At 40.6% G+C, this 12,411-nt stretch carries 13 protein-coding genes; 11 read left to right on the plus strand and 2 right to left on the minus strand.

Going from position 1 to position 12,411, the window contains the following annotated elements; all coding sequences use genetic code 11:
• Positions 1-7: 7 nt before the first annotated feature.
• Positions 8-343 carry a GNAT family N-acetyltransferase gene (locus PODO_RS30555; RefSeq protein WP_080742489.1) on the minus strand — a complete coding sequence of 112 codons (336 nt, stop codon included), beginning with the start codon at positions 341-343 and terminating at the stop codon, positions 8-10.
• Positions 318-1,154, minus strand: coding sequence for an AraC family transcriptional regulator (locus PODO_RS13740; protein ID WP_305953517.1), 837 nt, complete (start codon positions 1,152-1,154; stop codon positions 318-320). The genes PODO_RS30555 and PODO_RS13740 overlap by 26 nt, the downstream gene beginning before the upstream one ends.
• Before the next feature lie 154 nt (positions 1,155-1,308).
• Here PODO_RS13740 and PODO_RS13745 point away from each other — a divergent pair, with 154 nt between their 5' ends.
• From PODO_RS13745 to PODO_RS13795, 11 genes are all read left to right on the plus strand, one after another.
• Positions 1,309-2,472, plus strand: a complete 1,164-nt coding sequence (locus PODO_RS13745; protein WP_036678183.1) for a Gfo/Idh/MocA family protein — start codon at positions 1,309-1,311, stop codon at positions 2,470-2,472.
• Positions 2,473-2,497: 25 nt separating this feature from the next.
• A complete protein-coding gene (locus tag PODO_RS13750) occupies positions 2,498-3,259 on the plus strand; it encodes a sugar phosphate isomerase/epimerase family protein (RefSeq protein WP_038570765.1) in 762 nt (253 codons plus the stop codon).
• Positions 3,260-3,289: 30 nt separating this feature from the next.
• Positions 3,290-4,378, plus strand: coding sequence for a Gfo/Idh/MocA family protein (locus tag PODO_RS13755; protein ID WP_036678180.1), 1,089 nt, complete (start codon positions 3,290-3,292; stop codon positions 4,376-4,378).
• 30 nt (positions 4,379-4,408) lie between these two features.
• The gene (locus tag PODO_RS13760; protein ID WP_038570769.1) at positions 4,409-5,410 is read left to right on the plus strand and encodes a Gfo/Idh/MocA family protein; all 1,002 of its coding nucleotides are present in this window, start codon (positions 4,409-4,411) and stop codon (positions 5,408-5,410) included.
• 233 nt (positions 5,411-5,643) lie between these two features.
• Entirely contained in the window at positions 5,644-6,684 is a 1,041-nt protein-coding gene (locus PODO_RS13765) for a hypothetical protein (RefSeq protein WP_038570772.1), read from the plus strand.
• Positions 6,685-6,899: 215 nt separating this feature from the next.
• Positions 6,900-8,408: a malate dehydrogenase (quinone) gene (mqo, locus tag PODO_RS13770; RefSeq protein ID WP_038570775.1), complete on the plus strand. Its 1,509-nt coding sequence runs from the start codon at positions 6,900-6,902 to the stop codon at positions 8,406-8,408.
• Between the two features lie 139 nt (positions 8,409-8,547).
• Complete coding sequence (locus PODO_RS13775; protein ID WP_036678170.1) at positions 8,548-8,964, plus strand: GntR family transcriptional regulator; 417 nt, start codon at positions 8,548-8,550, stop codon at positions 8,962-8,964.
• Positions 8,961-9,647: an ATP-binding cassette domain-containing protein gene (locus PODO_RS13780; protein WP_038570778.1), complete on the plus strand. Its 687-nt coding sequence runs from the start codon at positions 8,961-8,963 to the stop codon at positions 9,645-9,647. Before PODO_RS13775 ends, PODO_RS13780 begins: the two co-directional genes overlap by 4 nt.
• Positions 9,644-10,489, plus strand: a complete 846-nt coding sequence (locus PODO_RS13785; RefSeq protein WP_038570781.1) for a hypothetical protein — start codon at positions 9,644-9,646, stop codon at positions 10,487-10,489. The genes PODO_RS13780 and PODO_RS13785 overlap by 4 nt, the downstream gene beginning before the upstream one ends.
• A 24-nt stretch (positions 10,490-10,513) precedes the next feature.
• Positions 10,514-11,713, plus strand: a complete 1,200-nt coding sequence (locus tag PODO_RS13790; protein ID WP_036678162.1) for a hypothetical protein — start codon at positions 10,514-10,516, stop codon at positions 11,711-11,713.
• Positions 11,714-11,921: 208 nt separating this feature from the next.
• Positions 11,922-12,404, plus strand: a complete 483-nt coding sequence (locus PODO_RS13795; RefSeq protein WP_038570783.1) for a DUF2975 domain-containing protein — start codon at positions 11,922-11,924, stop codon at positions 12,402-12,404.
• The last annotated feature ends 7 nt before the right edge of the window (positions 12,405-12,411 follow it).

The following is a 12,411-nucleotide window of genomic DNA, read 5'->3' on the forward strand; positions in this document are numbered from 1 at the left end:
AGCCTCCCTAAAAGTCCTGAGTGTGATTAAAGTTCCTTATCAAGTACGAACTAATCCCTGTTTGGATTGCCCATCGTTCACAGGTTTCTACAAGCTGTCTGCCAATTCCTTCTCCGCGGCAAGTCTGATCAACAACAAGACCTCCGATTTCAACAAATGAAGGAGACTCAAGCAAAATTCGAACGGTCGCATGTATCCATCCTACCAATCGGTGATCTGATTCAGCTACATATACAGCATGATCTTTATGGGTTCCGATTTCTTGTAGTCGTTCCCTAATTGTTCCAACACATAGATCCGGACATTCCCTAATAAATTTACTTAGTGCTGTTACGATAGGCAGAAGGGGAGATTCCTATTGTCTTTTTGAAATATTTAGAGAAATGGGCTAATTCCATACTTACTTGCTCCGCGATATCTGAAATGCTGAAATTGCTATAAGAAAGCTGTCTTTTAGCATGCTCCATTCTTTTCAATTGTACATAATGCATGGGGGGAACCCCTATAAATTTCTTGAAGTAGGGGATGAAATAGTTCGGATGTAAGTGGACAATTTCTGCTAACTCTTCTATTTCTATGGGTTTATCCAGCCGCTCATCAATATATTGAAGAACATAGGCGAGCTTTCCTTGATCCCCCGTATGTATAAATTCTTGCATAAAGTCTGTTTTGATATTCTCGTTCGATTCAAGGCAAGTAGCAATTAGATTGAGGACGTTCGCCTGAGTACGCAGAATGGACAATACATCATCTTTTTGAAACTGTTCGATCATTTCTGTGAAAATAACCCGTACGGAATCTGGGTCGGGCGCATCACAGATAAACAGTTTGTTTGCCGAATGGAATAAGGGCCACTCCCCAATATCAGCATCAAAATGGCAGAAATAGCGTGTATAGGGATCATTCATTGACGTTTCTGTAGTTTGAGTGCTTCCTGCGGGCATGATCATTAGCTGACCTGCTCTCGGATAATAAGTAACACCGTTAATGATAACTTTTCCCTCACCGCGGTCAATAAAATACAGTCGATTAAATGTTGGGGTTTCCAGCGTACGATTCCACCCGCTATATCCGCTTCTAAGTTGGGCATGGGTCACTTTTACGGTAAGATTCTGGAGGAATCTGCCGGTAAGGTTACCTGGATTATTCATCATCTAGCTCCTCTATGACTTGATTATCCTTATTATAACGAATTTATTTAACTAAATCATCTTATTATTATGCAAATAATGCTTAATTTCGATCATGTTCATGTCTATTAATTAAGTATATTCTCATAACATAACCTCAAATAGGGAAGTGATCTGATTGAATAAAGTACGGTATGGCATTATTGGAATTGGGAATATGGGGAGTGCACATGCACAAAGTCTGTTGAATCATATTAAAGATGCTGAGCTTGCAGCTGTATGTGATGTAAGGGAAGAACGTTTGAAATGGGCAGAAGAGCATTTACCGGAAAGTGTACAGAAATTTGCAACACCCCAAGAGTTATATGAGTCTCATCTCATAGATGCAGTATTAATCTGTACTCCACATTATGATCATCCAACTTTAGCTATCGAGGCTTTTCAATATGGTTATCATGTATTGGTAGAGAAACCGGCTGGGGTCTATACCAAAGCTGTTAAGCAGATGAACGAAGCTGCAGCAAAGTCTGATCGCAAATTCGGAATCATGTATAACCAGCGGACGAATCCTTTATATCAAAAGCTTAGGGATCTCATAAAGTCTGGTGAACTAGGCGAAATCCGCCGCACAAATTGGATCATCACCAACTGGTACAGATCACAAAGTTACTATAATTCCGGTGGTTGGCGGGCTACATGGGCAGGCGAAGGTGGTGGGGTGCTGCTGAATCAAGATCCTCATCAACTAGATTTATGGCAGTGGACGACAGGTATGATGCCTAAGCGGATCAGAGCATTTTGTCATTTTGGTAAATACCGCAATATTGAGGTTGAAGATGATGTAACCGCTTATGTGGAATATGAAAATGGTGCGACAGGGCTTTTTATCACCACAACAGGTGAAGCACCGGGAACTAACCGTTTCGAAATTACTGGCGATCAAGGAAAAATCGTAGTGGAAGACGGGAAGCTAACCTTTTGGCGTCTACGCACGCCGGAGCCGCAATTCAATGCAGAGTTTACGGGAGGATTCGGCAGCCCAGAGTGTTGGAAATGTGAGATTCCTGTAGAAGAAGGTGGCGGTGAACAGCATAAAGGAATTTTGCGGAACTTTACGAATGCCATTCTACACGATGAGAAATTGTTAGCTCCGGGTGAGGAAGGTATTCACGGTCTAACGTTATCTAATGGAATGTATTTATCGGCTTGGACCGACGATTGGGTGGAGTTACCGATTGATGAAGATTTATTTTATGAGAAGCTCATGGAAAAGGTAGAGAATTCTAACTTCAACAAAGAAACCACAGTCGCCCAAACCTTTGATGTTAAGGGAACTCATTAAATTCTAATCAGAGAGGAAAGATCCTATGAATCGTTCAACCATTGCTGCTCAAATGTACACATTACGTGATTTTACTAAAACTGCGGAGGATTTAAGATCCACTTTTCAAAAGGTATCTGCTATGGGTTATGAAGCTATTCAGATTTCAGCCATCGGGCCGATCGATCCGAAACTCGTAAAAGAGTATGCGGATGAATCAGGTCTGGCAATATGTGCAACCCATGTGTCATGGGATCGCCTAACGAACGATTTGGATGCTTTAGCCGCTGAACATAAGCTGTGGAACTGCAAAAATATTGGACTAGGAAGTTTACCGGAAATATTCCGTACGGGACAAGAAGGTTACCGTGAATTCGCAAAGCTGATGTCGGACATTGCAGTTACTTTAAAAGATCAACATGATCTGCAATTTGTTTATCATAATCACGATTTTGAATTTGAACGCTTTGATGGAATGACTGGCATGGAAATTCTGCTCACCGAGTCTGATCCTGCCGTTGGTTTTGAGCTGGATTTATATTGGGTTCAAGCAGGCGGAGGGAGTCCGGCTGAATGGATACGCAAAGTTGCAGGCAGAATGCAGGTAGTTCATTTAAAAGATATGGCGATCGTTAATAGAAAACAGATCTTTGCTGAAATCGGTGAAGGGAATATGAACTATAAAGAAATTATCAATGTTTGTCGCGAAACAGGTGTTGAATGGTTCGTAGTGGAGCAGGATGTTTGCCGTCGTGATCCTTTTGAAAGCTTGGAGATCAGTCTGCGTTATCTTCTTAATACGTTATAGAATGGAGTAATACTGATTAGGAGGGGTTTTATGAATCGGAAAAATGGGATGACCTATGCACCAACATATGAATCCAAACCAGTAGTGAAGCCGGGTGAATTCATCATTGCCGCTATTGCCCTAGATCACGGTCATATTTACGGGATGTGTAACGGACTGGTTGAAGCAGGGGCAGAGCTGAAATGGGTATATGATCCGGATGAGGAAAAGGTCAGAAATTTTATTAGTAAATATCCCGGTGTCAAAGCTGCTGGATCTGTGGAAGAAGTTCTGGAAGATCCCGAAGTGCGATTAATAGCAGCGGCAGCAATTCCATCTGAACGCGGACCTTTAGGCAATCGAGTAATGGCTCACGGGAAGGACTATTTTACGGATAAAGCACCCTTTACAACCCTGGAACAGCTTGAATCCGCTAGAGCAGTGGCAGCAGCAACTAATAAGAAATATATGGTCTACTACAGTGAACGCCTTCACGTTGAAAGCGCTATCTATGCTGGGCGGCTGATTCAGCAAGGAGCTATCGGCCGTGTCCTGCAAGTCATTGGATTAGGGCCACATCGTCTAAATGCTCCTAACCGGCCGGAATGGTTTTTCCAAAGGGAGAAATATGGTGGGATTTTGTGTGACATAGGCAGTCATCAAATAGAACAATTTTTGTATTATGCAGATTGTCAGGATGCTTCGGTTATTCATAGTAAAGTGGCCAATTACAACCATCCGACTTATCCCGAATTAGAGGATTTTGGTGATGCTACTCTTGTAGGTGACAATGGGGCAACACAATATTTTCGCGTGGATTGGTTTACGCCTGATGGGCTGGGCACATGGGGAGACGGGCGCACGATGATTATGGGTACTGAAGGATATATTGAACTGCGTAAATATACTGATATGGGTCGTTCAAATACACCGGATCATGTGTACTGGGTCAATGGGGAAGGGGAACATTATGAGCATGTAGCTGGGAAGGTTGGTTTTCCTTTCTTTGGTGAGCTAATCCTTGACTGTCTGAATCGGACAGAGCTGGCGATGACACAGAGCCATGTGTTCAAAGCTGCCGAGCTATGTCTGAAGGCTCAAGAACAAGCGATCAATCTAACCCCTGCAATACTCAGATAACGATTGAATGATGAACGGAGGGTAATATAGATGAAAGAACTTGGAGCAGCCATTATTGGATGCGGAGCCATTTTCCCTCTACATGCAAAAACATTAACAGGCATCGATGGTGTGAGCCTACTTGCAGTTGCAGATATTGATGCTGACAAAGCATTACATGCGGCTAAAGAATATGACTGCCAAGCTACTAATGATTATAGAGAAATTTTAAAGGATGACCGTATTCATGTTGTACATCTCTGTACGCCTCATTATTTACATGCAGAAATGGCTACGGAGTTGTTACAAGCAGGAAAACATGTCCTTACCGAAAAGCCTATGGCGGCAGATCTTCCTTCAGCCAGACGAATACTTGAAGCCGCACAGCAAAGCACAGGTCAGCTTGGTGTGGTGTTTCAGAACCGTTATAATGATGCCTCCATATATATTAAGCAGGTCATTGATTCAGGAATATATGGGAAGCTGCTCTGCATGAAAGGAATCGTGACCTGGCACCGCAGCGAAAGTTATTATAGCGATAGTGACTGGAGAGGACGCTGGTCTACGGAAGGTGGAGGTCTGCTAATTAACCAAACCATTCATACACTGGATTTACTTCAGTGGTTTGGTGGAGAGGTGGCATCGGTGAAAGGCAGTATTACCACGGATGTGCTAAATGGGGTCATAGAGGTAGAAGATACCGCCCATGCCTGCATCGATTTCACTAGTAATGTCAGAGGGCTCTTTTATGGTACAAATACCTATCTGGAGAATTCTCCAGTGGAGCTGGAGCTAGTTTTTGAAGAAGGTACTATCAACCTCCGCAGAGATCATTTATATCTTTGGAAGGATGGAAAGGAAACCTTGCTGTGTGAGCCTAGATTTAGTGCTACGGAAGGTAAATCCTATTGGGGTACCGGGCATAAGAGACTGATTGAGGACTTCTATGAGCATGTCGCCAGGGGTCAAAAGTTTTGGTTGGATGGTGCTGAAGGGATAAAAGCGTTGGAGTTGGTGGCGGGGATTTATAGTTCATCGCAAAAGGCTGAATAAATAATAAATAAGCTGTATCAAAAGTAGATTACTCTACGAATGATACAGCTTATTGTATTTTTAATGTGAATCACTTATTCTCAATCCTCATCAACGGAACTCTAAATAATCTATAACCTACCTTTTTAGCTTGTCCATGGGGGTGATTTATGTAATTATGTTCATGGGTAAGTAATTCGTAGATTTACAATAAATATAAAATGATGATTAACGGCAGGTAGGAGGGGTTAGGAATGAGTGTTACATGGAAAAGAAGGATTCTGATCAATGATCCTATTTCACTAGATCCAGTTCAGATTCAGCAAGACTTGTACAGCGGCAACCAAGTGATTGTTCAGTTCTCTGATCCATCGACCTATGGCTCGATTCTGGATGAAGTAAATGAGCTTTGCGCGCGTTTTGATGAAAATTTTGGAGTGCGTTTTTATGGCCATTATTCTGTATCCTTTGATTGTGAGACACTCCTGCAGATTCCAAATGTTAAAATGCTGCTGCTGAATTGTCTTCGCCAGGCACATAACACGAACGTATTGGCTAAGCTGAATAACCTGTATAGTCTGAGCGTGGGTATTTATGAGCTTGAGAATTCGGAGATTCTGAGTATAGATACGTTGCGGTCTTTAAGCATTTTAAATATTAGTTCGGAGAAAAAGACGCTTAATCTGGAATACCTAAAAGAATTCTCTCGTCTAGAACAGTTGCATGTAATAGGAAAGGTTAAAAACCTTGATGCTATTGGAGATCTGGAGGATCTTACCTATCTCGCGCTGCACTCCATCAGCAACAAACCCTTACATTTTATTAATCGACTAAAGAAATTGAAAGAACTTCGCATTTTACTTGGAGGCAGAGAACATATTCAGGACATCGAAGAGAATGAGATCGAGAGCCTGGAAATTTGTAGAGTCCGTGGCTTTCATGATCTGAGTAATATTTCGGTTTTTCGTGCGTTAAAAAAGCTTGTGATTGAAGATCAAATCCAGCTACGTGAGATTAACTTTGATCAGCAGATGAAGGCATTGGAAGAGCTAACGATTATGAATTGTAAAACATTGGCTCATTTGACGGGAATGGAGCAATTACCTTTTCTGCACAAGCTTCGTATTTTCAAAACTGCGATCGATTTTGATTCATTTATAGAACAAGAGCTTCCAATTGGCTTAACTACATTAGAGTTTGCAACTTTTAAAAGAAAAGTAGATCAGGAAATTCAAAAAACAATAGTAGGGTTGGGATATCAAAACGGAATTGTCTACAATGAGAACAGGGGATGATACAGCTTTTTTTATTCCATAAATCTTGAGGACTTATTTCTATCTTTTTTACAAGCTTTTAAATATTTTATTTTTTTCATATAATAGTAGATATTAAATTTATAAATAATTGTAATACACCATGATAAGGTTATAATTGATACAGAAAAGGTGTGACGCCTAAGAAGGAGCGCCCACATCCTTTCTGCAAAATTCAGGGGATAAGGATGGTAATAATGGGCAAAAGTGCAACTGATACAGACGTCATTTTAATTGGTGCCGGAATCATGAGTGCGACTTTAGGAACACTTTTGAAGGAATTAGTACCGGAATGGAAAATTAAAGTATTTGAAAAGCTTGAAAAAGCAGGGGAAGAAAGCTCTAATGAATGGAATAATGCAGGAACCGGGCATGCGGCGCTCTGTGAGCTTAATTATACTGTTGAAAAGCCAGACGGATCTATAGATATTAGCAAAGCTATTCAGATTAATGAACAGTTTCAGCTTTCGATGCAGTTTTGGTCTTATCTTGTAAATCGTAAGCTGATACATAATCCCCAGGACTTTATTATGCCGTTACCTCATATGAGTTTGGTGCAAGGGGAGAAGGATATAGCTTTTTTAAAGAAAAGATTTGAAGCGCTCTCAAAAAATCCATTATTCCAAGGTATGGAATTTTCTGCTGACTCTAAAAAACTGATGGAATGGATTCCGCTTATTATACAAAATCGTCCAGCGAACGAATCCATTGCGGCTACAAAAATTGACTCTGGAACTGATGTTAACTTTGGTGCTTTAACGCGTATCTTATTTGAGCATTTAAAAAGTAAAAACGTCGATCTCCACTACAAACATAGTGTCAATAGTATGAAGCGCAACAGTGCTGGCTTATGGGATCTGAAAATCAGAAATGCCAGCGGTAACATTGAACAACATACAGCGAAATTTGTGTTTATTGGTGGCGGGGGAGGAAGCCTGCACTTACTGCAGAAATCAGGTATTCCTGAAGGAAAACATATAGGTGGATTCCCAGTAAGTGGTATTTTTATGGTGTGTAATAATCCGGAAGTTATTGCGCAGCATCATGCCAAAGTATACGGCAAAGCTAAAGTTGGAGCCCCTCCAATGTCCGTACCGCACTTAGACACAAGATTTATCGACAATAAAAAATCACTGTTATTTGGGCCATTTGCCGGCTTCTCACCTAAATTCTTAAAAACGGGCTCAATGTTTGATTTAATAACTTCTGTGAAACCGGATAACCTCATAACAATGCTGTCGGCAGGTGCTAAAAACATGTCATTAACAAAATACCTGATCGAACAAGTGCTGTTATCGAAAGAAAAACGTCTGGAAGAACTGAAAGAGTTTATCCCCAATGCCAAAATTGAAGATTGGGATCTTGTTGTAGCTGGTCAGCGTGTGCAAGTTATCAAAGATACAGAAGCTGGCAAAGGCACACTTCAATTTGGTACCGAGGTTATTAGTGCCGCTGATGGTTCGGTCGCAGCACTGTTAGGGGCTTCCCCTGGAGCTTCTACGGCTGTTCACGTGATGCTTGAAGTGCTTAACAAATGTTTCCCTCAATATATAAAAGAATGGGAACCCAAAATAAAAGAAATGATTCCTTCTTATGCCTTGTCACTAATGGATAATCCCGTGCTTCTGCAGAAAATTCACACTACAACAGCAGCTGCACTGGGTTTAGGTGGAAAAGAACATGTTTTTAATCAAAAGGTGTTTTAGTAATAAGAGGGCTGCCGAAAGGCAGCTTTTTTTTCTGCTCAAACCTGAACTATTGACACAAAAGTGTATTACACGTATAGTACATAAATAAGATGTATGAACCACTTAGTACACACACTTAGTATATGGAGTTGGTTGTATGACAGAAGAACAGAAATCAGGCGTCAGCTTTAATATTCGTGAGCCGGTATATATTCAAGTTGTGCGTCATTTCAAGGAACAGATCGCCACAGGGCAAATCGGAGCGGGAGACAAAATTCCTTCACGGCGTGAACTTGCATCAGTAATGAAGATTAATGCGAACACGGCGCAGAAGGCATATAAGGAAATGGAGGAACAGGGTTTGATCGTAACAGAAGGGAATTCCCCGAGCCGAATTACACAGGATCAGCAAATACTTAACTCGATTCGAGCTGAATTAATCGAAAGTGCAGTGGATATATTCATCAGCTCCATTCAGAATATTCAAATTCCAGTTGAAGAACTGGTAGATATCATAAAGACAAAATATACATCCGAGCGAAAGTTATCTCCAGAGGATGGTGACACAAGATGATCCAAGTGAATCAGATGGTGAAGAATTATGGATTCAAGAAGGTACTTAATGGCGTTAGCTTCACTGCTGCCAAAGGAGAGATTACCTGCCTGATCGGAATCAATGGTGCCGGGAAGTCAACGGTGCTGAAGTCCATCATGGGACTGACACCATTCAAAGGGGAAGTCTTAATCGATAATGTATCACTAACACCTGTGATGTATGAGAAAATCACTTTTATTCCAGATTCGTTAACGATGCTCTCCAATATGCGAATTGCTGATTGCTTGATCTTTATGGCTGACTTTTATCGGAATTGGAACGCTGAACGTGCAAAGGAATTGCTTAAGTTCTTCCAACTGAGCTCTTCGGATCGCGTATCCTCATTGTCGAAGGGGATGGCTGCGAAGGTAAATTTGTTGCTGGGACTAGCCTTGGATTGTGATTACATCCTAATGGACGAACCGTTCTCGGGGATTGATATGTTCAGCCGCGAGCAAATTACTGATGTGTTCACGAGTGAATTGATCGAGGACCGTGGTGTGATTATTACAACTCATGAAATTAACGATATTGAGCATTTAATTGATAAAGCGGTCTTGCTACAGCACGGGAAGGTAGAGCGTGAATTCTACTGTGAAGAAGTTCGCGAGCAGGAAGGTAAGTCCATTACGGACGTAATGAGAGAGGTGTACATGAAATGAGAGCTTTTGTGAAGCTATTGAATTTTGAAATGAACCGATTTGCCAAAATATATATTGGACTCATGGTGCTGACAGTTGCCTTGCAGCTTGCAGCAGTCACCATCGGTGCTAATCATTGGCTGGATTCTGCGAATGAGGCAATGAGAGTGAATCAATGGACGCTTGAGCAATATCACAATGTGACTGGATATATTCAGCTAAACAGTATGATGTATGCTCGCTATAATGGACTTCTATATTTCGGACCCATATTCTTGAGCATAACAGTGTTACTAATATATAGCTGCTTCATCTGGTACCGTGACTGGAGAGGTAAAAATACGATAGTATATCGCCTGCTCACCTTGCCATCCAATCGGGCGAATTTGTATTTTGCCAAGCTGGTTACGATCTTGCTATTCGCATTTGGACTTGTTGCCCTGCAAATTGTGCTTGTGCCACTGGAGCGTTTGATAGCACAGTCGATTCTTCCTGCTGAACTATATCGGAACATCTCGGTATTTGATTATTTGAAGTATCCTACTGTGCTTAGAGTACTGGTTCCGCCCTACTTTTCTGAGTTTGTTCTATATTATGGACTGGGCATTACGGGCTTGATCGTCTTGTTCACAGCGATTCTAATGGAGCGGAGCTACAGACTGAAAGGGATCGGCTTTATCGTATTATACTTAGCGGTTCTAGCTGGATTAGCCTCAATACCCTATCTTATGGGTTATAGCAGATACGATAGCTACTTCTATCCCGGAGAAATCTTAGGTGCTTGTCTCGGATTAATAGTGATTATTGCTGGAGGTTCGCTTTGGTACAGCTTGTATCTATTGCGTAAGAAAATATCGGTATAATTGAAGGGGAATGGAGGTTAAGGAATGAGAAAATATATGGTTACCGCCGTTCTTGTAGTGTTCGCGGTTGTTACAATCGGGACGTATTATGTACAGGCTTCACAAGAGACACCACCTAATTATAAGCTGACGATGGTTCAAGGGGATGCTTCTCTCGTTGAAGATATAGCTTTATACGGAAATTATCTGACTAAGGATAGTGTTTTTGGCATCAAACGAGCTAATATCACTACAAATGGTACAGATTATCCAGATGAAAAGTTAACGATCAGCCAAAGCTTAAACCGAAGACCAGTGAACACACAATTGGATAAATGGAGGGATCAGCATCGTCAGTTCATGCGTGGAAAGAAGAACTTAGCTGGGTTTTATGAAAATCAGGATATGCTTGCTTACGTGAATTGGACCGTAGATAAGCAGCAATCCAATGATCCTTCAGCGAAGAAAAATGCTAAGCTCAGTATTTCTGTGCTTAACAAGCAGAAGAACAATACGCTGGAAATCACATCCGATATCAATGTAGATCATGATGTTTCAGATATGTATGTACAAAATGTACAGCTTGTTGATCAAGAGCTTGTTGCAATGGTGTTTTTGAATCACAGCGCCAAAGGTTATGTATCTGAACCGCAGATTATCCGTGTTAATCTAACAACAAAGGAGATTACAAATGAGCCGCTCGTGTTACCAGGAGCTAAATCTGAAGCAGCAAATGGGGATAATCAATTCGTTAGGTTAGCCAATCAAAATCTGGATCACACGGATCAATGGATTTTAACGGTTAGTAAAGATAATCATAAAAAGGCATATCAAGTAGATGTTGCAACAGGACAAATCTCGCCGCTCGCGTTCCAAGGGCATGAAATGTTATTGAATAATATTATGAATGCGTATGGACAGAAAATTTATTTCCTGCAAAAAGCTGTATCGGGTAAGGAGAATATAGGATTTACTGTTATTTCTTACGATCTCGTGAGTAAAGAATATGAGACTACTTTGAAGAATACAAATATAGATTTAAGTGAAAACATTACCTATGATTTTAAACAAAACTATCTCTATATTGTGGGTTATAAGAATTTCAAAGGTAATCGTCTATATGTATTCAATTTGACAAGCGGTAACCTTGAATACGAAGGAAAAGTAGTATCAACGGAGGCTGCAAATCAGGCTGAAGATGAAACTAACATGGATTTGAATTTTATCGATCTCGGTCAGTATTAGAATTACTTGTAGAATAGAAAAATAGAGATAAAGAGATATGAAAAGGTACCAAGGCCGAGCTAATGACTTCTAATAGTCAATTAGCTTGGCCTTTTAGTCGAAAATTATAAAACAGCCAATAATAACTGTATTTCGATTAAAATATATTGTAAAACGATAAATAATGTGATAAATTCAATTCACAATAAATCTGTGAGGTGTGTTTTTTATGGAAAGAGGATCAACACTTTTTTTAAGGGCAGCGGTTATTCTTATAGGTATCCCGGTGCTTGCTTTGTGCATATTTGTGGTGCCGGAGATAGCGAGTTTCGCAGCAGAACTGTATCCGGATTATAGTTTATTGAAATATCTCATTGCCATTGATTTGTATGCCTCGGCGATACCTTTTTACTTTGCACTGTATCAAGCTTTTAAACTGTTAGGCTATATTGACAAGAACAATGCTTTCTCGGAAATGTCTGTACAGGTTTTAAAGAAAATAAAATATTGTGCAATCATCATCAGTTGCTTGTATGTAGTTGGTATGCCACTCTTTTACCTCATGGCGGAGAAAGATGATGCCCCCGGGATTATAGTCATCGGTTTGATTATCATTTTTGCCTCCATGGTGATTGCCGTTTTTGCTGCAGTTCTACAAAAGCTTTTAAAAGAAGCTATTGATATAAAATCAGAAAATGACTTAACTGTCTGAGGTGAAA

It is taken from the genome of Paenibacillus odorifer, from assembly GCF_000758725.1.
Classification (GTDB): Bacteria; Bacillota; Bacilli; order Paenibacillales; family Paenibacillaceae; genus Paenibacillus_AQ; species Paenibacillus_AQ odorifer.

Coding starts and splice junctions, on each gene's coding strand:
- PODO_RS13740 (WP_305953517.1), bottom strand. CDS start 1,154: ATGATGAATAATCCAGGTAACCTTACCGGCAGATTCCTCCAGAATCTT.
- PODO_RS13750 (WP_038570765.1), top strand. CDS start 2,498: ATGAATCGTTCAACCATTGCTGCTCAAATGTACACATTACGTGATTTT.
- PODO_RS13755 (WP_036678180.1), top strand. CDS start 3,290: ATGAATCGGAAAAATGGGATGACCTATGCACCAACATATGAATCCAAA.
- PODO_RS13760 (WP_038570769.1), top strand. CDS start 4,409: ATGAAAGAACTTGGAGCAGCCATTATTGGATGCGGAGCCATTTTCCCT.
- PODO_RS13765 (WP_038570772.1), top strand. CDS start 5,644: ATGAGTGTTACATGGAAAAGAAGGATTCTGATCAATGATCCTATTTCA.
- mqo (WP_038570775.1), top strand. CDS start 6,900: ATGGGCAAAAGTGCAACTGATACAGACGTCATTTTAATTGGTGCCGGA.
- PODO_RS13775 (WP_036678170.1), top strand. CDS start 8,548: ATGACAGAAGAACAGAAATCAGGCGTCAGCTTTAATATTCGTGAGCCG.
- PODO_RS13780 (WP_038570778.1), top strand. CDS start 8,961: ATGATCCAAGTGAATCAGATGGTGAAGAATTATGGATTCAAGAAGGTA.
- PODO_RS13785 (WP_038570781.1), top strand. CDS start 9,644: ATGAGAGCTTTTGTGAAGCTATTGAATTTTGAAATGAACCGATTTGCC.
- PODO_RS13790 (WP_036678162.1), top strand. CDS start 10,514: ATGAGAAAATATATGGTTACCGCCGTTCTTGTAGTGTTCGCGGTTGTT.
- PODO_RS13795 (WP_038570783.1), top strand. CDS start 11,922: ATGGAAAGAGGATCAACACTTTTTTTAAGGGCAGCGGTTATTCTTATA.